The organism is Actinomyces oricola, from assembly GCF_004104015.1.
In the GTDB taxonomy this organism is placed as follows: domain Bacteria; phylum Actinomycetota; class Actinomycetes; order Actinomycetales; family Actinomycetaceae; genus Actinomyces; species Actinomyces oricola.
In genome coordinates, this window is the sequence record NZ_RYFV01000011.1 from 54,845 (window position 1) to 79,716 (window position 24,872).

General features: G+C 66.8%; 21 protein-coding genes. 13 read left to right on the forward strand and 8 right to left on the reverse strand.

All coding sequences use genetic code 11. The features are described 5' to 3' along the window. Positions 1 to 35 precede the first annotated feature (35 nt). Positions 36 to 197: a hypothetical protein gene (locus EUC46_RS12520; RefSeq protein ID WP_164918761.1), complete on the reverse strand. Its 162-nt coding sequence runs from the start codon at positions 195 to 197 to the stop codon at positions 36 to 38. Beyond that, positions 197 to 958: a class E sortase gene (locus EUC46_RS06070; RefSeq protein WP_206645920.1), complete on the reverse strand. Its 762-nt coding sequence runs from the start codon at positions 956 to 958 to the stop codon at positions 197 to 199. The genes EUC46_RS12520 and EUC46_RS06070 overlap by 1 nt, the downstream gene beginning before the upstream one ends. A gap of 265 nt (positions 959 to 1,223) precedes the next feature. On the opposite strand from EUC46_RS06070, the gene EUC46_RS06075 reads away from it, so the two are divergent. Further along, positions 1,224 to 1,583 (forward strand): cell division protein CrgA, encoded by a 360-nt coding sequence (locus EUC46_RS06075; protein ID WP_128773292.1) that lies wholly within the window; start codon positions 1,224 to 1,226, stop codon positions 1,581 to 1,583. Positions 1,584 to 1,809: 226 nt separating this feature from the next. On the opposite strand, the gene EUC46_RS06080 is transcribed toward EUC46_RS06075, so the two are convergent. After that, positions 1,810 to 2,325, reverse strand: coding sequence for a hypothetical protein (locus EUC46_RS06080; protein WP_128773293.1), 516 nt, complete (start codon positions 2,323 to 2,325; stop codon positions 1,810 to 1,812). 173 nt (positions 2,326 to 2,498) lie between these two features. Here EUC46_RS06080 and EUC46_RS06085 point away from each other — a divergent pair, with 173 nt between their 5' ends. Continuing rightward, complete coding sequence (locus tag EUC46_RS06085) at positions 2,499 to 3,020, forward strand: peptidylprolyl isomerase (RefSeq protein WP_128773320.1); 522 nt, start codon at positions 2,499 to 2,501, stop codon at positions 3,018 to 3,020. A 73-nt stretch (positions 3,021 to 3,093) separates the two neighbouring features. Then, positions 3,094 to 3,942, forward strand: coding sequence for a rhomboid family intramembrane serine protease (locus EUC46_RS06090; protein ID WP_128773294.1), 849 nt, complete (start codon positions 3,094 to 3,096; stop codon positions 3,940 to 3,942). A 23-nt stretch (positions 3,943 to 3,965) separates the two neighbouring features. Here EUC46_RS06090 and EUC46_RS06095 read toward each other — a convergent pair whose 3' ends face one another. The 3 genes from EUC46_RS06095 to serC all read right to left on the reverse strand — a co-directional run bounded on the left by EUC46_RS06095 (position 3,966) and on the right by serC (position 7,628). Continuing rightward, a complete protein-coding gene (locus EUC46_RS06095) occupies positions 3,966 to 5,258 on the reverse strand; it encodes an MFS transporter (protein ID WP_128773295.1) in 1,293 nt (430 codons plus the stop codon). A gap of 108 nt (positions 5,259 to 5,366) precedes the next feature. Further along, positions 5,367 to 6,545, reverse strand: coding sequence for a phosphoglycerate dehydrogenase (locus tag EUC46_RS06100; RefSeq protein ID WP_128773296.1), 1,179 nt, complete (start codon positions 6,543 to 6,545; stop codon positions 5,367 to 5,369). A 3-nt stretch (positions 6,546 to 6,548) separates the two neighbouring features. Continuing rightward, a complete protein-coding gene (gene serC, locus EUC46_RS06105; protein WP_128773297.1) occupies positions 6,549 to 7,628 on the reverse strand; it encodes a 3-phosphoserine/phosphohydroxythreonine transaminase in 1,080 nt (359 codons plus the stop codon). 126 nt (positions 7,629 to 7,754) lie between these two features. Between serC and EUC46_RS06110 the strand changes: the two genes are divergently transcribed. Beyond that, positions 7,755 to 7,961 carry a hypothetical protein gene (locus EUC46_RS06110; protein WP_128773298.1) on the forward strand — a complete coding sequence of 69 codons (207 nt, stop codon included), beginning with the start codon at positions 7,755 to 7,757 and terminating at the stop codon, positions 7,959 to 7,961. Further along, on the forward strand, positions 7,958 to 8,494 hold the full coding sequence (locus EUC46_RS06115; RefSeq protein ID WP_128773299.1) for a hypothetical protein: 537 nt from the start codon (positions 7,958 to 7,960) through the stop codon (positions 8,492 to 8,494). The genes EUC46_RS06110 and EUC46_RS06115 overlap by 4 nt, the downstream gene beginning before the upstream one ends. 58 nt (positions 8,495 to 8,552) lie before the next feature. Here the strand turns inward: EUC46_RS06115 and EUC46_RS06120 are convergent, their stop codons facing one another. Further along, positions 8,553 to 10,058 (reverse strand): CCA tRNA nucleotidyltransferase, encoded by a 1,506-nt coding sequence (locus tag EUC46_RS06120; protein ID WP_128773300.1) that lies wholly within the window; start codon positions 10,056 to 10,058, stop codon positions 8,553 to 8,555. Positions 10,059 to 10,154: 96 nt separating this feature from the next. Here EUC46_RS06120 and EUC46_RS06125 point away from each other — a divergent pair, with 96 nt between their 5' ends. From EUC46_RS06125 to thrC, 6 genes are all read left to right on the forward strand, one after another. After that, entirely contained in the window at positions 10,155 to 10,664 is a 510-nt protein-coding gene (locus EUC46_RS06125; RefSeq protein WP_128773301.1) for an NUDIX hydrolase, read from the forward strand. Positions 10,665 to 10,675: 11 nt separating this feature from the next. Next, positions 10,676 to 12,997 (forward strand): DUF6049 family protein, encoded by a 2,322-nt coding sequence (locus EUC46_RS06130; protein WP_128773302.1) that lies wholly within the window; start codon positions 10,676 to 10,678, stop codon positions 12,995 to 12,997. After that, a complete protein-coding gene (locus tag EUC46_RS06135) occupies positions 12,994 to 17,178 on the forward strand; it encodes a murein biosynthesis integral membrane protein MurJ (RefSeq protein WP_241655430.1) in 4,185 nt (1,394 codons plus the stop codon). Before EUC46_RS06130 ends, EUC46_RS06135 begins: the two co-directional genes overlap by 4 nt. 97 nt (positions 17,179 to 17,275) lie before the next feature. Continuing rightward, positions 17,276 to 18,202 carry a thioredoxin-disulfide reductase gene (trxB, locus tag EUC46_RS06140; protein WP_128773303.1) on the forward strand — a complete coding sequence of 309 codons (927 nt, stop codon included), beginning with the start codon at positions 17,276 to 17,278 and terminating at the stop codon, positions 18,200 to 18,202. Beyond that, the gene (trxA, locus tag EUC46_RS06145) at positions 18,156 to 18,572 is read left to right on the forward strand and encodes a thioredoxin (protein WP_338324468.1); all 417 of its coding nucleotides are present in this window, start codon (positions 18,156 to 18,158) and stop codon (positions 18,570 to 18,572) included. Before trxB ends, trxA begins: the two co-directional genes overlap by 47 nt. A 258-nt stretch (positions 18,573 to 18,830) precedes the next feature. Beyond that, positions 18,831 to 20,261, forward strand: a complete 1,431-nt coding sequence (thrC, locus tag EUC46_RS06150; protein ID WP_128773305.1) for a threonine synthase — start codon at positions 18,831 to 18,833, stop codon at positions 20,259 to 20,261. A 96-nt stretch (positions 20,262 to 20,357) separates the two neighbouring features. On the opposite strand, the gene EUC46_RS06155 is transcribed toward thrC, so the two are convergent. Beyond that, positions 20,358 to 20,975, reverse strand: a complete 618-nt coding sequence (locus tag EUC46_RS06155) for a sugar O-acetyltransferase (RefSeq protein WP_128773306.1) — start codon at positions 20,973 to 20,975, stop codon at positions 20,358 to 20,360. Between the two features lie 412 nt (positions 20,976 to 21,387). On the opposite strand from EUC46_RS06155, the gene EUC46_RS06160 reads away from it, so the two are divergent. After that, a complete protein-coding gene (locus EUC46_RS06160; RefSeq protein ID WP_421701399.1) occupies positions 21,388 to 22,548 on the forward strand; it encodes an aminotransferase-like domain-containing protein in 1,161 nt (386 codons plus the stop codon). 10 nt (positions 22,549 to 22,558) lie between these two features. After that, on the forward strand, positions 22,559 to 23,515 hold the full coding sequence (locus EUC46_RS06165; protein ID WP_128773308.1) for a D-alanine--D-alanine ligase family protein: 957 nt from the start codon (positions 22,559 to 22,561) through the stop codon (positions 23,513 to 23,515). Positions 23,516 to 24,872: the final 1,357 nt, after the last annotated feature.

Sequence of the window (24,872 nt, forward strand, 5' to 3'; positions counted from 1 at the left end):
AGTTTTCTCAGTTTCCCCGTGCGGAACCCGGCCCGTCAGGGCCCGACGTTGGCATTGCCCGACAGGTCCCAGGTCTCGTTGGCCCAGGGGAAAACCACCTCGAAGAGCACCAGCACCGTGCAGGCGATGAGAACCAGTGCCTGAATCGACTTCAGCCACCAGGGGCCGGGCAGGTGGCGCCAGATCCATCCGTACATCAGTTGACCTCCGGGTCGTTAATAACCGAGGCGGGGCGCCCCTCGGATCTGGGCATCCAGTAGGAGAAGGTGGCGTAGGTGATCCACCGGTGGTCATTGCCCCACTCGCCGGCAGTCAAGGAGTGGCAGGTGGTCATGGTCAATAGCCGCTCGGTGGGGACCTCCTCCGGGTGGTGGGGTACCGGGGCCACGACCTCGGCCTGCGTGGGGTCAACGATCTCGTAGCCGGTCACCGTGTAGACGTACCAGGTGTCCGCGGTTGCGATAATAATCTCGTCGCCCTCCTGGAGCAGGTCGACGCGACGGAAGGAATTGCCGTTGGAGCGCCGGTGGCCGGCAATGGCGAAATTGCCGACTTCGCCAACCTGCTGGGTCTCGGTGTAGTGGCCGGCGGCGGCCTGGTCGAGGACGTCCGAACCAGTCCCCTCCAGAATCGGCATATTGTTGTTGGTGTATCCGTACCAGGCCGGGACCACCAGCATGCCAATGGTCTCCCCGTAACCCACCGGGGCGACGGGCGGGGGATCGTCGGTGTGCTTGGTGCCCTCGACCCGCGGGGAGTCCACCTGGGTCTTCTGGAAGTCGGTTGCGACGACGTTGGCCTTCCTGGAGGCCTCGATTCCCGTCCACCACAGCTGCCAGCACAGGAAGAGGGCGACGACGAGCCCACAGGTGATGAGCAGCTCACCGACTCCGTGCAGGACATAGTCGTACCACCGGCTCCTCCGCGTGCTCTTCCTCTGGTGGCGGGGGTGCACCATAAGATCTCCTTAGGTTGGACGTCGCAGTTCAGTCTAGAGGAGGCCCCCGGAGCCTCGGGGAGTGGCCCGCCACTCTTTCCCCGCCCGGACCGGTCTTCCTTCTCATCGACCGCCCCGCCGCTGAGCGCGGCCGGCCACACGACCCCGGCCTGCCGGCCACACGACCCCGGTCTGAGGCGGAACCGATCATGGCCTAGGCTAGGCGACAGCGTATTTCTCTTGACGAGCCCACTTCACAGCCTCGTCGCAGCAGTCAGGAGGCCCCATGGCCCGGTTTTTCAAATTCAAGTCCAGCAAGTCGACCCGGCTTAAGCGCCAGAGCCGTTCGGGGAACCCGGCAAAGGCCGCCAAGGCGCGGGAGGAGTCCCGTGCGGCCGCCAACCGCGTCTCGCGCGTGCCCGCGAAGATCAAAGAGGTGGGCAGCCCCCAGTGGTACGCCCCCACCATGGCCACCATTATGGTGATCGGCCTGCTGTGGGTGGTGACCACGTACCTGTTCAAGGGCGAGTACCCGCTGCCCTACTTCGTGAAGCACCATGCCGGGGATTGGCTCTTGCACGGCAACCTTTACATCGGTTTCATTATCATTATGGTTGGGTTCCTGGGCCTCCTGCGCTGGAAGTGAGCGACCGCGGCCCACTGCGCACGCAGTGCCCCATCCGGCGCGCTGCCGCCGGATGGGGCCTAACTGCGCGCCCAGTAGCCCCGCCGTCCCGGCACCATGCGCACGACGCGTCAGTGACGTGCACGACGTGACGGCGATGCACGCAATGCGACAGTGACGCCCCCGCCACTGCGGCGGGGGCGTCACGTGCGCTCGAGGGCTGCTCGAGGGCTGCTCGAGAGCAGAGTCACTCCTCCTCGACGGCGTCCTCCTCGTCGGAGTCGGCCCAATACTCCTCGGCCCACGGGTCCTCCACCGGCTGGCTGCGACGCCACACGACGTAGGCCGCACCGGCAACAGCTCCGGCGAGGGCCAACCAGCCCAGGGTCTTGAGGACGGGGTGCTTCTTCTGCTTCACGGGAACCTCCAGTGCTGCGTTCTTAGCGGCCACAGCCACACGCTGGGCGCGCTCGGACAAGGTGCCCTCTCCCTGTGCTGCGGCCTGCGCAGCGAGGGCGGCGCGCTGGGCGCGCGGAATATAGTCGCCAACGACGCGTACCCGAGCCTCCTCGACCACCGGCTCCAGGCGCCCCTGGGCGTCCTTGGCCGCACGGGTCAGGTCAGCACGGGCCCTATTCACTCGAGGCGCGGCCCACACGGCGGCGCGCTCAGCCTGCTCGGCAATCGACCCGGCGAGGCAGGACGCGTCCCGGCGGAGCTGATCGGTGTCGATCTTGCTGACAATGCTCTTGAGACACGGCATATTCGTTCTCCCTGCTGAGTTCGGTGAGTCGGAGGCTCGACTATGATCAATCGTCGCATTGTTGTGGGTGGCGCGCCCTAGATTGAGTCCGGCTTTTTGCCTGGGGTGAACAGGTCCGGCCGTCCAGGTATCGGTTGGTGACCGCCCAGCCCGCCCATGGGACCATGACGACTATGGAAGCGACACTGCACACCACCCTCGGAGACATTCGCCTTGAGCTCTTTGCCGAGCAGGCTCCTACGACGGTCTCGAACTTCGTCGGCCTGGCCACCGGCAAGAAGACCTGGACCGATCCGCGCACGGGTGAGCAGTCCAACGCCCCGCTGTACGACGGCGTCATCTTCCATCGTGTCATCCCCAACTTCATGATTCAGGGCGGCGACCCTCTGGGCACCGGAACCGGCGGCCCCGGTTACACCTTTGACGACGAAATCGATGCCTCCCTGACCTTCAGCGCCCCCTATGTTCTGGCAATGGCCAACGCTGGCCGCCGCCTGGGACGGGGCACCAACGGCTCGCAGTTCTTCATCACCACCGCCGCCACCGAATGGCTCCAGGGTAAGCACACCATCTTCGGGGCGGTGGCCGACGACGCCTCCCGTGCCGTGGTCGATGCCATCTCCGCGGTGGAGACCGGTCCGCGCGACCGTCCCCTGACGGATGTGGTTATTACCTCAGTGACGATCTCCCAGTGACGGCGCCCTCTCCGTGCCGCCGGGCTGTTGGCTCGGCGGCACGGCCACGCCCGCGGCCGACCAGGAGAATCCAATGACCCAGCACTATCCCTCTCAGCCCACCGGGGGCTCGCCGCCGACCTGTCCGCGACACCCCGACACGGTGGCTTATGTGCGCTGCCAGCGCTGCGACCGACCGGTATGCCCCCAGTGCCAGGTGCCCGGCGCCGTCGGCATCCACTGCGTGGACTGCGCACGGCAGGCCAGTGCCCGGCGACGGGCTCCTCGCACGATCCTGGGCGGTGTCGCAGTCGCCGACACTCTCATCACCAAGAGCTTTATCGCTGTCTGCGTGGCGACCTACTTGCTGCAGTCGACTAGCCCCGCCCTGCTCGGGCGCATGAACTTCGTCCCGGCACTGGCCCACACCGAGCCCTGGCGCTTCATCACCACCACCTTCCTGCACGGCTCCCTCATACACCTGGCTTTCAACATGTGGGCGCTGTGGGTGCTGGGCAGCTCGTTGGAGCCCATTCTGGGCCGGTGGCGCTTCACCTGCCTGTGCCTCATTAGCGCAGTGGGCGGTTCGACCGCCATCTACTGGCTGGCCTCCCCGGCTTCCATACCGGACTGGTTCGGCGGCACCGTGGGCGCCTCCGGGGCGGTGTTCGGGCTTTTCGCGGCCATGTTCGTCATCCAGCATCGCTTCGGGCGAGACACCTCGGCGATCGTGGGCCTATTGGCGATCAACCTGGTGTTCTCCTTCCTGGGTCAGAACATCTCCTGGCAGGGCCACCTGGGCGGAATGGTGACGGGCGCCGTGCTGGCGGGCGTCTACGCCTGGGCCCCCCGGGGCCGGCGCACCGCCGTGGGCGTGGCCGGGACGGTGGGGGTGGCGGCCCTGCTACTGGCGGCAATCGTTGTGCGGGCCGCCCTGGTCTAGGCCGCCCGCACGGGGGCGGGCCCTCACACCGGCCGGGGTGCACCGCCCAGGGCCCGCACGCACCGCCAGTAACCAGCCGCTACCGCCCACACCAGGGCCACCAGGCCCACCTGGACGGGCCGGGACCAGCCGATATTGGGCAGCAGGAGGATTGCCGCACCCGCGGACACGCACTCGGCGGTGTTGAATAGGACGTCGTAAAGGCTGAAGGCCCGCCCCCGGTAGGTGTCGGCGGTGTGCGCCTGGACAATGGTGTCCACGGCGATCTTGGCGCCCTGCACGCCCACGCCGAAGATGAAGAGCCCGACCACCATGATCGTCTGCTCGTGGCCGGCCGCCAGCAGCATTTGGCCGGTGGTCCCGCCCAGGAGGCAGACAACCACCCAGGGGGAGGCGGACACCCGCTCCTGGGCCAGGGGTGTGAGCACCACGGCCAGACCGTGGCCGGCAACCATGGCCCCCATGAGGACGCCGAAGACGGCCAGGCCAGTGTCGGCGTCGTCGGGGGAGGCCAGGAGGTTGCGGGAGGCCAGAATAATGGTGATGAACTCCATGCCGTAGACGAAGCGGTGCAGGGACATGGTCCCCAGCGCCAGCGCCGGGGTGCCGCGCCGCAGAAGGTAGACGACGGCGTCGCTCAGGTCCCGCAGCGTGGAGACCAGGGCCCGCCCCAGGCCGGCGTCGGCGGGGTGCTCGGGGCCGAGTTCGTCCGGCGCCAGACGGGTGACCAGGGCCGCGGCCCCGGCATAGAGGCCGACGGCGACCAGAAGGCTCGCCGTATCCTGCGCGGCCCCGGCCGGCAGCGCCAGGCGCAGCACGAGGCCGATCACGGCCCCTACCGCGGTGGCGGCCCCGCCCAGGGTGGGGACGATGGAATTGGCGGTCAGCAGGCTCTCTCGGGAAATGATCTGGGGCAGGCCCGCACCGAGAACCGACAGGAGGAAGCGGTTAATGCCCAGGCACACCAGCACGGTGATATAGAGGGCCAGTCCCACGCCCGCGGTGCCGAGCAGGATTGTGGCCGCCACGACCAGCCCGGCCCGCGCCAGGTTGCCCACCAGGAGGGTCTGGCGGCGGCGCCACCGGTCAATGAAGGGGCCGGTGATGGGGCCCACAAGGCTGAAGGGCAGCAGCATGACCACCAGGGCCCGGGCGACCCCGGTGGTGGTGGTCATGTTCTGGGGCTGGAAGAAGAAGAGGGTGGCCAGCCCGGCCTGGAGCATGCCGTCGCCGCTCTGAGAGATGAGGCGCACGGCGACCAGGATGCGGAAGGCCGGGATGCGGGCCAGGTCTTTCAGGTCGTGGGTCAGGCGCATGGGACGCCGCCTCCCAGACGGGTTGTTACCGGGTCCGCCCGGCCCCCCGCCGGGCGGGCGAAGCAGTCAGAAGCAGTCAATGGGCGCGGGGCGGCGCTACGAACAGGTTCAGATACCGCGCGCGGAGATAACACCGTCAATGGCGCGCAACTCGGTGACCACCTCGGGCAGGATCTCCCCCTCGACGTCGACCAGGGTCACGGCCAGCTCGCCGCGGGACTTATTGAGCAGATTGGCAATGTTCTGACCGTGCTGGGCCACCAGAGTGGAGACCTGACCGACCATATTGGGCACGTTTCGGTTAACAATGAGCAGGCGGTGCGTGCCGGGCTCTCGAGCCATGACGGCCTCGGGGAAGTTGACCGAGTTGTGGACCTGGCCATCCTCCAGGAACCCGCGCAGGGAGTCCACGGCCATAATGGCGCAGTTGCGCTCGGCCTCCTTGGTGGAGGCGCCCAGGTGCGGCAGGGAGATGCACTTGCGGTGCTTGTGGACCAGTGTGGAGGGGAAATCGCAGACGTAGCCCCCCAGCTCCCCCTCGTCCAGGGCCGCCACAATGGCCTCCGTGTCCACAATCTCGGCTCGGGCGAAGTTGAGGATAACGGCCCGATCCTTCATGAGCGCTATGCGCTGGGTGCTCACCAGGCCGCGCGTGGCCTCAATGAGGGGGACGTGGATGGTGAGGATGTCGGCCTTCTTGAAGACCTCCTCAATGGAGGTGGCGCGCTTGACGTCGGCCGACAGGTGCCAGGCGTGCTCCACACTAATGGCGGGGTCGTAGCCGATGACCTTCAGGCCCAGGCCGAGCGCCGCATTGGCGACCTGCACGCCAACAGCACCCAGGCCCAGGATGCCCAGGGTGCGCCCGGGCAGTTCAAAGCCCACGAACCTCTTCTTGCCGGCCTCAACGGCGCTGGCAATGGCCTCGTCGTCGCCCTCCAGGGTGTGGGCGAAGCGGGCTGCGGGAATGAGGTTGCGCGACGCGATGAACAGGCCGGCGAGCACGAGCTCCTTCACGGCGTTGGCGTTGGCGCCCGGGGTGTTGAACACGGGAACGCCCCGTTCGGTGAGGGCGGACACCGGAATGTTGTTGGTGCCGGCCCCGGCGCGCGCCACGGCCATGACCGACTGGGGGATGGGGGTGTCGTGGAGCCTGGCGGAGCGCACCAGGAGGGCGTCGGGATTCTCCACACCGCCGCCAACCTCGTAGCGCTCGTCGGGGAAGCGGGATAGGCCCGCCCCGGAGATGGCGTTGAGGGTCTGGATGCGGAACTTGGCCTCGGTCATGGGTCAGCCCTTCGTGCGCTCGAACTCGGTCATGTAGTCAATGAGGGCGGTCACGCCCTCCATGGGCATTGCGTTGTAGATGGAGGCGCGCATGCCCCCCACCAGGCGGTGCCCCTTGAGGTTGGTCAGGCCGGCAGCCTGCGCCTCCGCGAGGAACCGGGCGTCGAGGGCGGGGTCGGCCAGGGTGAAGGGGACGTTCATCCAGGAGCGCGAGCGCTCCTCGACGGGGTTGGCGTAGAAGTCCGAGCCGTCAATGGCGCTGTAGAGGGCGGCCGCCTTGGCGGCGTTGCGCTCGCCCATGGCGGCCAGGCCGCCGCTGTCCTCAATCCAGTGGACTATGAGCCCCAGGAGGTAGATGGCGAAGGTCGGAGGAGTGTTGAGCATGGAGTCGGCGTCCCCCATCTTGGTGTAGTTCAGGATGCTGGGGGTCGTGGCGCGGGCGTGGCCCAACAGGTCCTCGCGGACAATGACGACGGCCAGCCCCGCCGGCCCCATGTTCTTCTGGGCTCCGGCATAGATGAGGCCGAAGCGGCTCACGTCCAGGGGCCGGGAGAGGATGGTGGAGGAGAAGTCAGCCACGAGGGGGGCCCCGGTGCTGGGGATTTCAGGGAATTCCACCCCGCCAATGGTCTCGTTGGGCGTGTAGTGCAGGTAGCGGGCGGCCGCCGGCACGTCGTAGGAGCCGGGGGCGGGGGTGGTGGTGTAGGCCGAGGCGGACTCGTCGGCGGGCACGACGACGTCCACGCCGTATGCACCGGCCTCCTTGATGGCCTTGGCGGACCACTGGCCGGTGTTGAGGTAGGCCACCGTGTCCCCCTCGGCGGTGAGGTTCATGGGGATGGCGGCGAACTGGGCGGTCGCTCCGCCCTGGAGGAATAGGACGCGGTAGCCCTCGGGGATGTCCAGGACCCGGCGCAGGGTGGCCTCGGCGTCGGCGGCACAGGCGATGAAGTCCTTGCCGCGGTGGGAAACCTCCAGAACACTCATGCCCGAACCGCCCCAGTCGGTGAACTCGGCGGCGGCCCGCTCCAGGACGGGCAGGGGCAGCTGGGCGGGCCCTGCGGAGAAGTTGTAGACGCGCATACCTCATCCTCCCCCGATTCTCACCATTTGAGTAATCGGCTCCCGTCTCCCGTCTCCACCGAGTTTCCGCGAATAGAGCGCAAGCAAAGGTTGACACCTGCGTATGTATCAACTTAAACTTGACGCATGAGTCCTTCAACGAAAATCCGAGCCGTCCGCATTACCGTCCCCCTCCTGCTCCTCCTCCTGATCGGCTGGGCCGTCGCCGTCGACCCCAGGCCGTCGGCCTTCGTGGGCTGTGTCGCACTGATCTCCTATGCTCTCTGGTTGATCGTCACCTGGGTCAGCGCCCTGGTCTCCGGTCGGCCGCGCACTGACCGGTATCGGTCATGACCCACGACCCCGACCTGGCAGCCGAAATCTCGCGGGTCGCGGCGAGCCGGGCCGCCCTGCCCCCGGAAAGCGAACCGGACGCCGACCAGTTGCTCGCAGTCGTCGGAGCCCTGGGGGAGATCGCCGCCACGGCCCTGGACCTGCAGGCCCAGGCGGTGCGGGCGGCTCATGAGCAGGGCGCGAGTTGGTCGCGCATTGGCAAGGACCTGGGTGTTTCCCGTCAGGCCGTCCAGCAGCGCTTCGGGTCTCGACCGGTCGCCTCCCCTGGAGCGGGCACCCGTGTGCTGCGGGGCCTGTCCCGCGTCGAGGAGGTGGCCGCCCTCAACGAGGCCGGTCGCCAGGGCTGGAAGCTGGCGGCGCTCGCACCGGGCGAGTACGTCCTGGAGCCCAGCTCGCAGTCGTGGGAGGTGACCCGCGCCTCCGCGCTCTCGCTGCGCCGCATGCCCTCGCGCCGTCAGGGCTGGGAGGCTGTCGCTATGCGCTTCCCGGACTGCTTCTACATCCGGCCCCGGCCCGAGGCCGCCGAGCACTGACGCAAAACGGCCGACGGCGGTCCGGCCGGGTAGGCGCCTGCCACAGATCCCTCCCGTCTCAGCCCTGGCGGGCCGCCCACCAGGAGCGCAGGGCCTCCCGGGCCATTTCCTGGCCCACGGGCCCCTTCTCCATGCGCAGGTCCAGCAGGAAGCGGTAAGCCTCTCCCACGACCGGGCCCGGTCCCACCCCGAGCTCGGCCATAATCTGCTCGCCGTCCAGGTCCGGGCGGATCGCGGCCAGCTCCTCGGCCTGGCGCAGGGCGGCAATGCGCTTCTCCAGGTCGTCATAGGCGTGGGCGAGCATGGCGGCCTTGCGCCGGTTGCGGGTGGTCACATCCGCTCGGGTCAGGCGGTGAAGGCGCTCCAGCAGGGGCCCGGCGTCGGTGACGTAGCGGCGCACCGCCGAGTCGGACCACCCGGCCTCGGCGTAGCCGTGGAAGCGCATGTGCAACTCCACCAGACGAGCGACGTCCTTGACGGTCTGCTTGTCGAAGCGCAGGGCGCGCAGGCGCTTGGCGGTCATGCGCGCGCCCACGTGGTCGTGCCCGTGGAAGGTGACGCTGCCGTCGGGCAGGAATCGACGGGTGGCGGGTTTGCCGACGTCGTGCATGATGGCGGCCAGGCGCAGCACCGGGTCCGGGGCGGGCACGGGCCCCTCCGGCCCGGTCTCCAGGGCCATGGCCTGCTCCAGGACCGTCAGGGTGTGCTCATAGACGTCCTTGTGCCGGCGGTGCTCGTCGGCGGTCTCGCGCAGGGCCGCGAGCTCGGGCAGGACAATGTCGCATACGCCGGTGTGCACCATGAGCTCCAGGCCGCGCCGCGGCCAGGGGGAGAGCACGAGTCGCTCCAGTTCGGCGCGCACCCGCTCAGCCGAGACGATCTTCAGGCGGTGGGCCATGTCCTCCATGGCGGCCATGACATCCATCTGAACGTCGAAGCCGAGCTGGGCGGCGAAGCGGGCGGCGCGCATAATGCGCAGTGGGTCGTCGTCGAAGGACTGGGCGGCACGCACCGGGGTGCGCAGAACCCCGGCGCGCAGGTCCTCCAGGCCGCCATGGGGGTCGACCAGCTCCAGTTCGGGCAGGCGCAGGGCCATGGCGTTGACGGTGAAGTCGCGGCGGGTGAGGTCCCCGGCCAGGGTGTCCCCATAGGCGACGGCGGGCTTGCGCGACCCCATCTCGTAGGCCTCGGTGCGGTAGGTGGTGACCTCCACAACTGCCTCGCCCTTGCGCGCCCCAATGGTGCCGAAGTCCTTGCCGACGTCCCAGCAGGCGTCGCCCCAGGCCGCCAGCAGCGCCTCGCTCTCCTCGGGGCGCGCCGAGGTGGCCAGGTCCAGGTCGTGGGGCACCAGCCCCAGGAAGGCGTCGCGCACGGGCCCGCCCACCAGGGCGATCTCATGGCCGGCACGGGTGAAGGCGTGCCCGAGAGCGGCTAGGCTCGCGGGCAGGTCCGCGAGCGCGCGGTGAGCCACGGGCGTCAGGCCCGATGCGTCGGGCTGCTCCGTGGCCTGAGGCCCGTTCAAGGACTCGGGGATGAGGGAGGTCGTGTTGGGGCGCGTGATCATCAGGACAAGCCTGCCATGTCGGGCCGGGCGCGGCGACGCCACCGGCCCCCGCCACGGCGCAGGGCTCGACAGCCACTCACCGCCTAGAGTGTCCCTATGCCCTCTCATCGGACTCGCAAGCCCCGCGCCGGTGCGTCCTCGCACCGGCCCGGCTCGCGCAGTCTTCCGGTGGTCGATGAGACCAGCGCCGGGGGCCTGGTCGTTGACGTTCAGGACGGACAGGCGTTCACGGCCGTGATCGCGCGACGCAATCGGGGGGGCCGCCTGGAGTGGTGCCTGCCCAAGGGCCATCTGGAGGGCGATGAGACCGCGGAGCAGGCGGCCGTCCGCGAGATCGCGGAGGAGACGGGCATTACGGGCCGGGTGCTGCGCCACCTGGCCACCATCGACTATTGGTTCGCCGGGGACAATCACCGGGTCCACAAGGTTGTTCACCACTTCCTCTTGGAGGCGGTCGGCGGCACGTTGACAACGGCCAACGATCCGGACCATGAGGCCGAGGACGTGGCCTGGGTGCCCCTCGATGAGGTCTCCCGCCGTCTGGCCTACCCCAATGAGCGGCGTATTGTCGCCGCGGCCCGCGCCATCCTGGTGGGGGACGGATGAGAAGGCGCGTCGTGCCCCGCAGGCGCCGCTCAGTGGCCTTCGCCCTGGGCGGGCTCCTCGGGGTTCTCGTCCTCGCCCTGGTCCTGGCGCCCATTGGCGACACCCTGACCTCAAGTCTCTTAACCCCGGGAGCGCCGACGCCTCATGCTCTTCCGGGCAGCGCCCCCACACAGGCGGTGCTCGCCTCGGGCGACACGTCGACCGCCCCCGGCCAGGCGGTGCACACTGCTCCACTGGTCGCAGGGGCGGTCACCCTGTCGGTTCATGAACTGGCCCCTGAGGTGCTCTCCAGTGGCCAGGACCTTCAGATCTCGGGGTCGGTGACCAATGGCACAGAGGCGCCCATCTCCAGTGCGGCCCTGGTCGTCCAGGTCCAGGACCGCACTGAGATCGCCGGCTCCCAGCTCTCCTCGTGGCTGGCCGGGGAGCGCGATACCTCCATGGTCACTGTCTTGATAGAGGATCTCGGCGCAGAGGTCGGGCCCGGCGCCTCCCAGGACTTCTCGGTGACTGTGAGCGCGAGCAGCCTGCCCCTGTCCGACGCCGGCCAGTGGGGCCCGCGGGGCATCCGGGTGGCCTTGACCGAGGGTCACTCGACGCTGGCCACCGACCGCACCCTGCTGGTGTGGGGGGACGTCAGCGGAATAGCGCCCAGCCGGGTGACGACTGTGGTCCCGGTGACGGCCTCCCCGGCTGAACTGGCCGCTGTGACCATGGCAATGGACTCCTCGGAGGCGGAGGAGGAGGCCACCCCCTCCGCCTCCCCCACCGCGAGCCCGACGGCCGGTGCCCAGGACTCGGGCGAGGCCGCCGAGTCGACGCGGGTCGCCGCGGTGCGCACCCGCGTCGAGGGCCTGCTGGACCTCGCCGGCCAGGGGGTCGTCCTGGCCGTTGACCCGGCCCTCCTGGAGGCCCTGGGCGTTGAGGTCCCACAGCAGCAAACCCCGGGCTCGACCACCCCGACACCCACGCCGACCCCAGCACCCACGCCGACCGCCTCCGCCGCCGCGACCGCTGCTGCGGGCAAGCCCGAGGACCTGGCCTCTCGGCTCCAGCGGGCCGCCGAAGCCGGCGATGTGGTTGCCCTGCCCTGGGCGGATGCCGATGTCGCCGCCCTGGCTCATCTTCAGGAACAGGGCCTCATTGACTCGGCTGTCACGCGTGCCGCCCAATCCGGGACGGCCGCCGCCGGGGCATGGACGACGACGGCCTGGCCGGCGGGCAGTGCGCTGGACGCCGCCACCATGGACGCGCTTCCCGCCTCGGTGAACACGGTGATCGCAGCCCCCGGGGACCTGGCTCCGGAGGACGACCTCACGTACACGCCCTCGGGGCTGAGCCTGGTCGGGGAACGGGCCGTGCTCATCCCCGACGCCGGCCTGTCCGCAACAATGTCCGGGGCGCTGACCACCTCGGAGGGCACGACTGAACTCAGCGAACTCGACCTGCGTCAGCTACTGAGGGCGCACACCGCCATCATCACCCGACAGGCGCCGGCACTGGGCCGCGACGTGATCGTGGTTGTGGATCGTCAGGAGGCCGCCTCCGTTGATCCGCAGGTGCTGGCCCTGCGCCTGGGCGCACTCAAGGACATGGCGTGGACCACACCTCAGACCCTGAGCGGTGCCGTGGAGAACGCCTGGGCCCTGGGTGCTGAGGAAGGGCCGGCGCGCACCGCCCTGCCCGCCGCCGTTGTTCAGGAGGGCGAGTTGGGGGCCACCGAGCTGGGGAGCGCCCGCCAGGTGGAGGCGCACCTGGGCTCAGTGGCTTCGGTTCTCTCCGACCCGGAGGCCCTTCTCGGTGAGACGACTGACCTGGTGGCCATTACCGCCTCGGCGTCCTGGCGCCCTGATCCCCTGGCCCGCTCCATGCAGCTGGAGGCCGCCTCCCAGGCCGCGCGGACCGTCGCCAACGGACTGAGTGCCGCGCCGTCGAGCACCATTAATCTCATTGCGGCCTCAGCCGCCCTGCCCATTAGGATCGTCTCCTCCCTGGACCAGGACGTGACGGTCGTGGTCTCGCTGGCCTCGGATTCTCAGCGGCTCCAGCCCGACGGCGCCGTGGTGGTGACCGTGCCCGCGCACAGCTCGGCGACCGCTTCGGTCCCGGTGCGGGCGGTTGGCTCGGGCAATATTGATCTCACCGTCCACCTGTTGGCCACCGATGGCACCGAGGTGGGCGCACCTGCCACTGTCCATATGCGAGTGCGGGCCGACTGGGAGAGCGTGGGGACCCGCATCGGCGGGGCCGTGCTCGCTCTCATGCTCGTCGTCGGCGTCATCCGCACCGTCAAGCGGGGTCGACGCCCTGTCACACCTCAGGAGGTTGCGTGAGCACGCAGCAGGACACCCAGAAGACCCCAGGTAAGGCACCAGCCTCACTGGCCCGTTCCAGCACGGTCATGCTCATGGGGACGCTGGTCTCACGCATCCTCGGCTTCGTTCGCAACACCCTGGTGGTCATGGCCCTGGGTGCGACGGCCTCGGGCGCCGCCGACGCCTTCAACACGGCCAATGCTCTGTCGACCTGGATGTACAACCTCCTCATTGGTGGGATCCTCAACGCCGTCCTGGTCCCGCAGATCGTGCGGGCGCTGCGCCAGCGCAATGGCGATGAGCTGGTCAACCGCCTGCTGACGGCGGCCGGGTGCCTGCTCCTGGGCGTGACCGTGGTGCTCACAGCGGCGGCGCCGCTGGTCATCCTCCTGTACGCACCCGGCCTCGATCGCTGGCTGCCGCTGGCTTTCGCCTTCGGCTTCTGGTGCATGCCCCAGATCTTCTTCTACGGCCTGTACGCCCTGTGGGGGCAGGTGCTCAACGCCCGCTCCGTGTTCGGGCCCTACATGTGGTCGCCGGTGCTCAACAATGCCTTATCCATTGGGTTCTTGGTGGCATACATCAATATTTATGGGCGGTATGCGGCCGGTGAGGACCCATCGGCCTGGACGCCGGCGCGCATTGCCCTCATTGGGGGCACCACGACGCTGGGCATTGTGGCCCAGGCCCTGGTGCTCTACATCCCGCTGCGCCGCTCGGGGTTCAAGCCCCGCATTATCTTCGGGGTCCGCGGTATTGGCCTGGGGAATGCCTCAAAGGTGGCCATGTGGGCGCTGCTGGGCGTGTTCGTCGTGGGCCTGGGGGACCTGGCGACGACGAACCTCGGCTCGCGGGCTCTGACTGCCGCGGAGTCGGCCGCCTACGCCGGCCAGATCGTGCCCTCGACCACAATGTTCAATAACGCGTTCCTGGTCTACATGTTGCCCCAGTCCTTGGTGGTGACGTCGGTGATCACGGCCCTGTTCACGCGCATGAGCGAGAAGGCGGCGGCCGGGGACCGCGAGGGCGTGCGCGACGACCTGTCCCTGGGACTGCGTTCGGTGGCGGTGTTCACGGTGCTCGCCTCGGTGGGCATCTCCGTCTTGGCCACCCCGGCGCTCCAGGCCTTCGTCCCCTCGATCTCCCTGGCGGAGGCGACCGCCTCCGCCCCCGTGCTGGTCGCCCTCGCCCTGGGAATCGTTCCGCAGGGCTTCTGGTTCACCACGCAGCGGGTCATGCTCGCCTACGCCGACACTCGGCGGCTTCTGCGCGCCGACGCCACCGTGGGGATCGTGCCGGTGATCCTGGCGATTATCGCCTACAACTTCGCGCCGGCCGACCATTGGATGGTGTGGGCGGCCGCCGGCAGTTCCGTGGCCACAGTGGCCGGCAGCATTGTGGTCACCCCGCTCGTGCGACGCCACATCCCGGGGATTGATGGGCGCCGTGTACTCAGCACTCACCTGCGCCTGTATGCAGCGTCCCTGCCGGCCGCCGTGGTCGGCATTGGGCTGCGCGCCCTCATGGGCCAGGCCGACGGCTCCATGACCGGCACGCGCGCCCTGGACGCCCTGGTGCAGATCGTCGTCATTGCCACCATTATGACCGTGATCTACTTCGCGGTGGCCCGCATGGCCCGTGTGGAGGAGATCAGGGTCTTCTTCGTGCCCCTCTCCCGGCTGCTGGCGAGGGCGGGTCGGTCGCTGCCCGGGCCAGTGGGCCGAGCTGCGAGCGCTTTGGCCACCGCCCTGAGCTCGTCCGTCCCCTCGTCGCCCGCCGCCGCGCCGGAGAGCGACTCCCGAACCCCGGTCTCACAGGAGGCCGATGGCGCCGCGCCCGCTCAGTCGGCTTCGCCCGTCACCACCGGCAGTGCGCCGCAGGCACCGTCGCGCCCCGACGCCCCCTCACCGGAGCACCGGCCCGAGTCGAGTCCCGCCGACATGGACACAGCGCCCTCGGCGACCCTGGCCTCACAGCAAGTTGAGGCAGTCGATCCTGCACGCGCTGTGCAGCCAGCTACCATGGGCATCCACAGGACGGGTCAGGAGCAGACGGGAGGGGCCGGCCGCATGAACGAGGCGAAACCGATCGGTTCTGGCCGCTATGAGGTCGTGAGTACCCTGTCCGCGACGCTGCCGCGCGTGATACGCCACCTGGGTCGGGACACGATTCTGGACCGTGAGGTCACGATTCTCACACTCACTGACGCCACCCCGCACCGCGAGGATGTTCTTGAGGCGGCCTCGCGCGCCATCCTCGTAGAGGACACCCGCGTTCAACGCGTCTACGACGTGGAGCGGGATGAGACGCCCTTCATCGTCACCCAGCCCGCCAGCGGCCGCCCCCTGGTCGAGCTCGTCGAAGCCGGCCTGACCCCGGCCCAGGTGCGGGCCATTGTCGGTGAGACCGCCCAGGCGCTCGATGCCGCCTCGCTTCGCGGGTTGCACCACCTCAACCTCTCGGCCGACTCCATACGCGTCCACAAGGACGGGGTTCAGGTCCTCGGCGTGGGTATTGAGTCGGCCATACTGGGTCTGGAGGAGAAGGCCGGCTCCGACCCCCTGGCGCCCGATCGTGCTGACGCCCGGGCGCTGGTAGAGGTCATGTACTACGCGCTCACGCACCGCTGGCCGGGCAAACGACCGGGGGTGCCCTCCGCCCCGACTGCTGACGGGGTGCCTGTGCGACCGTCGGCCCTCATCAGCGACTGGGATCAGGCCGACCAGGATCTCGACGCCCTTGCGGCTCGCTGTTGGGGCTCTGCGCCTCCGCTGTCCGCCGCCGAGGTGGCCGCTTCCTTGTCCGTGTGGGACTCCTCGTGCCTGGTGGGCCTGGTCAAGGAGCCGAGGCCCATCCCTGAGCCCGACCCCGGACCCCAGGCTCCGCCGACCGCCCCGACGACGACGGCGTCATCGCCGATCATGGCAGCGGCATCCTCGGCGGGTGCTGCGGTGCTCGGCGGCCTGCGCGGGGCGGTGACCCGCCTGCGGGCCCGCATGGCGGCGAGGCGACAAGCAGCTCCTCAGCCCGCAAAGCCGCCCGCCGTTGGCGTTCCGCCCATGGAAGCGCCCGCCCCGGCCGCCGGACCGCATCCGGCGCCCAGCGCGCCCGTCGCCCCCACAGCGGCCGATGCACCTGCCGCTCCTGCTGCGGCCGGTGCGCCTGCTGCAGCCAGCGCTCCGGCAGAGGTCGCCCCCGTTCCGGCCGAGACCGCTCCGGTTCCGGCCGAAGCCGCCCCAGCTCCGGCTGAAGCCGCTCCCGCACCGGCCGAAGCCGCCCCTGTTTCGGCCGAAGCCGCTCCCGAGGCATCACCCGCCCCAGCGCCCGACGCATTCCAGCAGCAGGTGGCCGGCGCACCACCGGCCTCTCCAATGCCCCAACAGCCGGACGCCCATGCCCCGGTGGAGGCCGCCGCACCTGAGCCCAAAGCCCCGCTCTTGAATGATGCCCTCCCTCTGGCCGAGGCGCGGACCTCCGTCTCCGAGCCCCAGTTCTTCTCCTTGGTCGATCCGGCGGCGGAGCAGTCACCGGACGCCGACGACGAGAGCGAAGAGGACGCCTCTGTTCGCTCGGCGAGCTTTACCACCACTGTGGTCATTCTCGCGGGGCTGGTTCTCGTGGCCGTGGTCGGTGTGATCTACGCGGTGGCCAACCTGTTCCAGCTAGCGGATCTTCCCTTCTCCGACGACGACGTCCCTGCCGCCAAGACGGTGCCCTCCGCAAGCGCCCCGGCCACGAGCGGCCAATCCGGCAACCAGGAGCCGGCGGCACCCGCCGCCATTGTCATCTCCGGAGTGGAGTCGCTGGACCCCTACGGGGACAACAATGAGCATCCCGAGCTCAGCAGCGCCATGATCGATGGGGATCCCGCCACCGAGTGGCACACCCGCTACTACACCTCTCCCTCCTTGTCCTGGAAGCAGGGAATCGGGGTGGCCGTGACCCTCGAGCAGGCGGCTGCCGTCTCTTCAATCGAAATGCAGGGGACGGGGTCGGGCGGCGCCGTCCAAATCCGTGCCACGAGCGCGCAAGACCCTCAGGGCGGAACCCTCTTGGCCGAAGGCGCGTTCACCTCGGGTACGACGACCTTCTCCTTTGACGCCACGGAGACGCAATCCATTGTGATTTGGGTCACGGAGCTGCCCACCGCCTCCGATGGACAGAACAAGATTACCATCTCGGAGATCACACTAAAATAGGCATCACGCAGGGAATGTACTTCTTTCATTAGAAGTTATACAGATGCGTCTTGGATGGCGTACTGCATGAAGGTTCCCCCGTCCACACAGGAGAGTCATGGTCCACGATGTTGTCATAGTCGGCTCTGGCCCGGCCGGTTACACCGCGGCCATCTACGCCGCCCGGGCCCAGTTGAAGCCCTTGGTCTTAGCCGGCTCGGTCACTGCCGGCGGCGCCCTTATGAACACCACAGAGGTCGAGAACTACCCCGGCTTCATTGACGGCGTCCAAGGTCCCGATCTCATGGGGCAGATGCAGGAGCAGGCAGAACGTTTCGGGGCCGAGGTCCGCTACGAGGACGTCACCGCCATGGAGCTGACCGGCGACGTCAAACGCGTCACCACCGATAGCGGTGTCTACCAGGCCCGGACGGTCATTGTGTCCACGGGCAGCGAGTATCGCAAGCTCGGCCTGGACGGCGAGGAGCGGCTTTCAGGCCATGGAGTCTCCTACTGCGCAACCTGTGACGGCTTCTTCTTCAAGGATCAGGACATTGTCGTGGTCGGCGGAGGGGACGCAGCCATGGAGGAGGCCACCTTCCTCACCCGCTTCGCCCGTTCGGTAACGGTGGTGCACCGTCGCGATGAGTTGCGCGCCAGCGCCGTTATGGCCAAGCGCGCCATGAACGATCCGAAGATCGTCTTCGCCTGGAACTCCCGGGTGGTCGCACTCAACGGCCGGGACTCCCTGGAGTCGGTGACTCTGGAGGACACGCGCACTGGCGAGCGGCGCGATCTGGCAGCCACCGGCCTGTTCGTGGCCATCGGCCAGGTTCCGCGTTCCGAGCTGGTGGCCAGGGTGCTGGACCTCGATGAGGCCGGCTACATCAAGGTGGATTCACCAAGCCAGCGCACCGCCATCCCGGGCGTCTTCGCCTGTGGTGACGTCGCCGACCCCCACTACCAGCAGGCGGTGACCGCTGCCGCGTCAGGATGCCGTGCGGCGCTCGACGCCGAGCACTACCTCACGACTCTGCGGCCCTGAGCCCGCTTCCCGATCCAATAAGGAATCCAATAAGGAGTTGTCCATGTCCGCCACTATTGCTGTCACAGATGACACCTTCGAAACAGAGGTTCTTAATTCCGAGCTGCCGGTGGTGATCGACTTCTGGGCGCCCTGGTGCGGGCCGTGCCGTCAGATGGCGCCAGTCATTGATGAAGTCGCCGCCGAGATGGACGGCCAAGTCAAATTCGTCAAGATCGATGTGGACGACAACCCGTCCACGGCGCGCTCCTTCGGCGTCATGTCCATTCCTACCTTCGCCGTCGTGCGCAATGGCGAGGTGTACCACCAGTTCGCCGGTTCGCGAACCAAAGACTCCTTGACGTCGGAGGTTAAGCGAGCCGTGGGTTAGGAGCCGTGAAAACCACTGACCACCGCTGACGGCGGCCAGAACCACAGAGGTTGCACGCTGTGGTAATGGCCGCGTCTTGGTCTTCGCGGCAACACGTCGCCGCGAAGACCAAGACGCGGCCATTACTTCTCCTGGCATGCGGCTCAGCCGGTTGCCCACAGCACTCGTAGGATGGTGCCCACATCCACGGGTAGTGGAGCGGCGCCAGACCGAGGCCGCACCGTCGAGCAGTCCCGTGACCCGATAGGAAGGCTCTTCATGCAGTTCGTCTCGACGCGCGGAGGCATGGCTCCGGCCGATTTCTGCGATGTTCTCCTTTCAGGCTTGGCCCCTGATGGCGGATTGGCCGTCCCAGATTCCCTGCCGACCCTCAGCGGTGCGCACCTGGAGGCCTGGCGCCCCTTGAGCTACCCCGAACTCGCCGCCGAGGTCATTGGCCTTTTCGCCACGGATATTCCACGTGACGACCTCACCGAGCTGTGTGCAGCCGCCTATGGGCCTGACGCCTTCCCGGAACCGGTGGTGCCGCTGAGAGCGCTGCCCGGGGTCGGCGGCCTGATGCTGGCCGGCCTGTCCGAGGGCCCCACCATGGCGTTCAAGGACCTTGCCATGCAGTTCCTGGGACAGGCGGTGCCCTATGTTCTTCAGCGCACGGGGCAGGTTCTCAATATTCTGGGCGCCACCAGCGGGGACACCGGCTCAGCCGCCGAGCACGCTTTCCGCGGCAAAGAGGGCGTCACGGTCTTCATGCTCTCCCCGGCGGGCCGAATGAGTGATATCCAGCGCGCCCAAATGTACTCGATTCCGGAGGGCAATATTCACAATATTGCTGTACGCGGTGTCTTCGACGACTGTCAGAATCTCGTCAAGGCGCTCAACAATGATGTCGAGTTCAAGGCGGCTCACTCCCTGGGTGCAGTCAACTCCATCAATATTGGTCGCATTGCCGCGCAGGTGGTCTACTACGTCTGGACCTGGCTTCGAGTCGGGGACGGGCTCGTTGACGCCGCCTGCGAGGACGTACGCATTGATATTGCGGTGCCTTCGGGAAACTTCGGCAATATCTACGCCGGCCATCTCGCCAGGAGCATGGGGGTGCCAATCCGGCGCCTCATCCTGGCCACCAATGAGAACAATGTCCTCGACGAGTTCTTCCGCACCGGCATCTACCGGCCCCGTCCGGCGGCCGAGACCCTGGCGACCTCCAGCCCCTCCATGGACATCTCGAAGGCCTCCAATCTGGAGCGCTTTATCTGGCAGCTGCTTGGTGCGCAGGACTTTCCCTCGCAGTGGGCCGCTGTGGAGACCAGCGGCTCGATCGACCTCTCCGCGCACCTCGAGCGCATGGAACAGGAGTTCGGCTTCATTTCCGGCACCTCCACCCACGCGGATCGCCTCGAAGCCATTCGCCGCGTTCATGCCGCGGACGGCAGTCTCATTGACCCTCACACGGCCGACGGAGTAACCGTCGCCCTGCGCCTCCTGGAGCCGGGCGTTACTACTGTGGTTATGGAGACCGCTCAGGCGGCCAAGTTTCCTGAGACGATTGCGGAGGCGCTCGGCAGCCCTCAGGAGCAGCCAGAATCTCTCCTTGCGCTGCTCGCCATGCCTCAGCACGTGACGACTATCCCCAATGAGGAAGCCCCATTGCGTCAGATTATTGAAGAGCACGCGCTACATGGCTCATGACGGTGTTTCACGTGAAACATCGCGCGCAGCTCGGCTGCCGATGAGGGATGGGGGGCGCCGTTCGCCGCAGCGACCCCCCATCCCTCGCGTGATCGACTACTGCTCCACGGACTCTTCCGGGAGCGTCTTGAGGATCCTGGCGGGCACGCCGCCAACCACGCAGTTGCTGGGCACGTCCTTGGTGACTACCGCTCCTGCTGCGACGACGACATTGGAACCGATGGTGACCCCCGGCAGGATGACCACATTCGCGCCCAGCCAGACGTCATCCCCAATGGTGACGGGAGAGGCCTGAGCCTGCATGCGTCGACGGCCCATTCGCTCCAGAGGATGACTGACCGTCGTAATCACCGTGTTCGGCCCAATCATGCAGTAGTCGCCAATTCGTACTGGCGCAATGTCGAGAATGGTGACATTGAAGTTGGTCAGGAAGCCCTCGCCCACATGGATGTTCTTCCCGTAGTCGCAGCGGAAAGGCTGCTGCAGGGATATGGCCTCGCCCGTGGACCCGAAGAGCTCTTTAATGATTCGCGTCTGCTCGTCGACATCCGCAGGATCGCAGTCATTGAACCGCCGGCAACCCAGCACTGCCGACTCCTTGCGGGCCGCTACCTGGGGGTCCAGGAACCAGTAGACCTCACCTGCGTCCAGCTTCTCCAGCTCCGTTCTCCCGGTCTCCGTGCGTTCTGACCTCTGTCCACCCTGAGTAGTCATTGTGTCCATCTCCTTTACGCACGCCCAGCTGCGGCGGGCAGTGCCGCTGCGGCCGGCCGTACCTCACCGTCCCCATTATGGTTCTTGGCGGGCATCTTCACCTGAATTCAGTGGGGACTCCCGGCAATCGCACCACGGGTCGCGCCCGCACAATGATCACTCGGCACGGGCATGTTTCACGTGAAACATGCCCGTCCCAGTCGCCCTGGATAACGTGGCAGACTTGGCGTCGAGGGGCGAGCGCCCCGTGGAAGGACCTCCGGTGACTGACGACAAACAGCAGGTGAAAGGAAACCGACTCGATCCGTGGCTGGACAGCTACGCCGCCCGAGCTCATGGCCTGCGCGCCTCGGAGACGCGCTCGCTTTTCGCCGTCGCCTCTCGCCCGGAGGTGGTCTCGCTAGCCGGAGGCATGCCCAATCTCAAGGGACTCCCACTCGATCAACTCGCTGAGGCTACAGCCCGCATGATCCGCAAGGACGGGGGACGGGCCCTTCAGTACGGCAATGGTCAGGGGCTCCCGCGCCTGCGAGAGCAAATCCCCGAGGTCATGGCCCTCGAGGGTGTCATTGCCGATCCTGAAGACATAGTCATCACTACCGGCTCTCAGCAGGCGGTCGACATTATCACCGAGCTGTTTATCGATCCCGGCGACGTCATCCTCGCTGAAGCTCCGACATATGTGGGATCGCTGTCAATTTTCTCCACCTACCAGGCCGACGTCCAGCAGATCCCCATTGACGCCGACGGCGTTGTTCCCGAGGCTCTGGAGGAGCGCATTGACCGCCTGGAGCGCGAAGGCAGGAGCGTTAAGTTCTTCTACTGCCTGCCCAATTTCCACAACCCCGCTGGCGTTACCCTCTCCGAGGAGCGGCGCCCCCAAGTCATTGAGATCTGCCGGCGCCACCACATCCTCATAATCGAGGACAATCCCTACGGGCTGCTCGGCTTTGAGGGCCAGACCTATACGGCGCTCAAGACTCTGGCCCCCAACGACGTCGTCTACCTCGGGTCTTTTTCCAAGATCTTCGCCCCGGGCTACCGTGTGGGTTGGGCCGTCGCTCCGCCACCTGTTCGGGAGAAGATGAAGCTCGCCTCGGAGGCGGCCATCCTCTGCCCATCGTCGGTGGGGCAGTACTCCATCTCCATGTACCTGGACCGCTTCGACTGGCGACAGCAGATTGAAGATTTCCGGGGCATGTACCGGGGACGGCGAGACGCCATGGTCTCGGCCTTGGAGGAGTTCATGCCCATGTGCACCTGGAATGTTCCTGACGGAGGTTTCTACGTGTGGGTGGGATTGCCCGATGGTCTGGACGCCAAGGACATGCTGCCGCGGGCAGTGACCAATCTGGTCGCTTATGTCTCGGGAACCGCCTTCTACGCCGGGGGCCGTTCGGGTCGCGACCACGTACGACTCTCCTTCTGCTACCCGGAGCCGGTTGAGATCCGCGAGGGCGTTCACCGCCTCTCTGAAGTGGTTCTCCAGGACCTCGAGCTGGTCAGACTGTTCGGTCCCACTCACTCCAACGACGCCGTTGGCGTCATTGCCCCCGCACCGGACCAGATCTAAGGAGTCCTCCATGAGCCCGACTACGTCTTCCCACGACTCCCTTCGCGTCGCCATTCTGGCAGGGGGGCTGAGCCATGAACGCGATATTTCACTCCGCTCCGGTAACCGGCTCGCTCAGGTTCTACGCCACCTCGGGCACACCGTACTGGTTCTTGATGTCGACGCTCGCACAATCCCTTCACTGAGGGCCTTTGGACCCGATGTCGTTTGGCCGACGGTGCACGGTGGTCCCGGAGAGGACGGCGGGCTCCAGAATCTGCTGATCGCCATGGGCCTGCCTTACGTCGGCACTCATTCCGATGGCTGCCAGCGCGCCTCTTTTAAACCCACGGCTAAGGCGACAGTGAGGACTGGTGGTGTTCTCACCCCTGATTCAGTGACTCTACCCAAGGCCTACTTCAGCCAGCTGGGAGCTCAAGAGGTCCTGAGCATTGTGGCAACGCATCTGGGGCTGCCGGTGATCGTCAAACCGAACCAGGGCGGTTCAGGTCTTGGTGTTTCCCTGGCCTCCAATGCCGACGAGCTGCGCAAGGCCATGGTGGCCTGTTTCGCCTACGATGAGCGCGCTCTCATTGAGTCTTACGTTCCTGGAACCGAGATTGCGCTCTCCGTGGTCGACACCGGCAACGGACCACGTGCACTGCCACCCGTAGAAGTGGTCTTTGAAGGCAGCTACGACTTTGATGCGCGCTATAACCCGGGCCGCTCGGAGTACTTCGTGCCCGCTAGGTTGAGCCCTGAACTCCTCGAGACGGTTCAAGACACTGCCCTGCGTGTTCACACCACACTCGGCCTAGGACACCTTTCGCGAACGGACATTATCCTCGACGAGGAGGGCACGCCGTGGTTCATAGACGTCAATGTGGTCCCCGGGATGACGGAGACCTCGCTCTTCCCGTTGGCCGCTGAGGCTGACGGCGATCTGCCCGCCCTCTATGACGCTCTGGTTCACGCCCCCTTGCACTGAGGTTTTCCAGACTCAGACGATCCCATGCCGGGAAGAACCCGGAGTGTTTCACGTGAAACATCCGCCTGCGGTTCTGCGGTACGCCATGCGGGCGTTAAGGATTGAATACGTACGGTCCGGTCGGGGGGAGTAGTCCCGAAAGGGATGCGGCGCAGTCTCCGGGATCACCTGGCCGGATGGCGCGGGGAACATTACCCCACCAATGACCACGGAGGTCTCTTGGCGCCATAGCGCTCGACGGGCAGCGATCTCGTTTCCTTGGGCGTCGCAGACTTACTTCGAACGTCTCTTGAGCCTCCGAGCAATCGGTCCGGTTCTTATCCAAGCAGAGTCGCTGATCTCTGTCGAAAGGAGTCCAGGGCCGACTCCAAGGAACTGGTGTAGGCTTCTTCCTCTCCATCGCTCAACAGAACGCGTGAAGTGAATCGCTGGTAAGTGAGCACTGCACCGCAATGGCAGCGAATGGACGAGGTGTCGTCCCATCTCAATGGAAACCACAGGAGCATGGTCATGTTTCACGTGAAACATGAATGGGCGGTTCTGGAATCCATCTACTCCCTCATAGAGCATTGTGACGGTGCCAGCGGATGCTTGGCGGCAGGGTGGTGCCATGCCGTCGATGCGGGAGGATGGATGCCCGTTCATACTGAATGCGAGTCGATTCGAGTTCCCGGCCTCCCGGTCCGTTGGCGAGACGCACGGGTTGCTCGGATTCCATGGGGCAGGGCGGATTCGGCGCACTGCTGACTACTCCCAGTCATATCTCGATTGACCGTCTACTGTTATGCAACCTCATCGCCCTGTGCTGCTAGAGACATGGCGACCATGAGAAGGGGGGCCTGGCGGCGACCTCGTCACTCTTGACAATGGCGATGAGATGCCGATCATGAGTAGGGGGTCGGACTCTGGTCGGACGCATTCCGCGCCGCATTGCTCACGCCGCATTGCCGGAGGCACGGCCTTCAGGCCATGGGCCTTCAGGCCATGCATCGCTTTGCATGCCATCGGTGCCGGGTTGGCCGCCCGCTATGTTCCGACGTTCCGCAGTGGCATAGTCCAAGTGAATCCGATGAGCGCTCCCTAGAAGCCGTGTTGCATTTCCGACTCCAGGAACTCTGTGTCAGATGGCGACAGCCCTCCTGACGGCAGTAGGTATGCGCCTTGACCCCAGTCCTTCAGATCCTCCCCAGTGTTTCACGTGAAACATAGACAATCGTTCACCCTCCGGCTCGACCTTCATTTCGGTTGGTGTCCTGTGCTGTTGGAACCTCGTCGCACGGTATGGGCGGACTAGATCCACTAAAAGCTCGCCTTTGTTGATATCGGTGGCGGTTGAACGGAGACTGGCGACGGCCGT

What these genes read in the sequence shown, in the direction of transcription:
- EUC46_RS06115 (WP_128773299.1), top strand. Translation starts at nt 7,958, where the DNA reads ATGACCCACGACCCCGACCTGGCAGCCGAAATCTCGCGGGTCGCGGCG.
- EUC46_RS06090 (WP_128773294.1), top strand. Translation starts at nt 3,094, where the DNA reads ATGACCCAGCACTATCCCTCTCAGCCCACCGGGGGCTCGCCGCCGACC.
- EUC46_RS06095 (WP_128773295.1), bottom strand. Translation starts at nt 5,258, where the DNA reads ATGCGCCTGACCCACGACCTGAAAGACCTGGCCCGCATCCCGGCCTTC.
- EUC46_RS06100 (WP_128773296.1), bottom strand. Translation starts at nt 6,545, where the DNA reads ATGACCGAGGCCAAGTTCCGCATCCAGACCCTCAACGCCATCTCCGGG.
- EUC46_RS06120 (WP_128773300.1), bottom strand. Translation starts at nt 10,058, where the DNA reads ATGATCACGCGCCCCAACACGACCTCCCTCATCCCCGAGTCCTTGAAC.
- EUC46_RS06075 (WP_128773292.1), top strand. Translation starts at nt 1,224, where the DNA reads ATGGCCCGGTTTTTCAAATTCAAGTCCAGCAAGTCGACCCGGCTTAAG.
- EUC46_RS06080 (WP_128773293.1), bottom strand. Translation starts at nt 2,325, where the DNA reads ATGCCGTGTCTCAAGAGCATTGTCAGCAAGATCGACACCGATCAGCTC.
- EUC46_RS12520 (WP_164918761.1), bottom strand. Translation starts at nt 197, where the DNA reads ATGTACGGATGGATCTGGCGCCACCTGCCCGGCCCCTGGTGGCTGAAG.
- thrC (WP_128773305.1), top strand. Translation starts at nt 18,831, where the DNA reads ATGCAGTTCGTCTCGACGCGCGGAGGCATGGCTCCGGCCGATTTCTGC.
- EUC46_RS06155 (WP_128773306.1), bottom strand. Translation starts at nt 20,975, where the DNA reads ATGACTACTCAGGGTGGACAGAGGTCAGAACGCACGGAGACCGGGAGA.
- EUC46_RS06165 (WP_128773308.1), top strand. Translation starts at nt 22,559, where the DNA reads ATGAGCCCGACTACGTCTTCCCACGACTCCCTTCGCGTCGCCATTCTG.
- EUC46_RS06085 (WP_128773320.1), top strand. Translation starts at nt 2,499, where the DNA reads ATGGAAGCGACACTGCACACCACCCTCGGAGACATTCGCCTTGAGCTC.
- EUC46_RS06160 (WP_421701399.1), top strand. Translation starts at nt 21,388, where the DNA reads ATGCCCAATCTCAAGGGACTCCCACTCGATCAACTCGCTGAGGCTACA.
- serC (WP_128773297.1), bottom strand. Translation starts at nt 7,628, where the DNA reads ATGCGCGTCTACAACTTCTCCGCAGGGCCCGCCCAGCTGCCCCTGCCC.
- EUC46_RS06070 (WP_206645920.1), bottom strand. Translation starts at nt 958, where the DNA reads ATGGTGCACCCCCGCCACCAGAGGAAGAGCACGCGGAGGAGCCGGTGG.
- EUC46_RS06125 (WP_128773301.1), top strand. Translation starts at nt 10,155, where the DNA reads ATGCCCTCTCATCGGACTCGCAAGCCCCGCGCCGGTGCGTCCTCGCAC.
- trxB (WP_128773303.1), top strand. Translation starts at nt 17,276, where the DNA reads ATGGTCCACGATGTTGTCATAGTCGGCTCTGGCCCGGCCGGTTACACC.
- EUC46_RS06110 (WP_128773298.1), top strand. Translation starts at nt 7,755, where the DNA reads ATGAGTCCTTCAACGAAAATCCGAGCCGTCCGCATTACCGTCCCCCTC.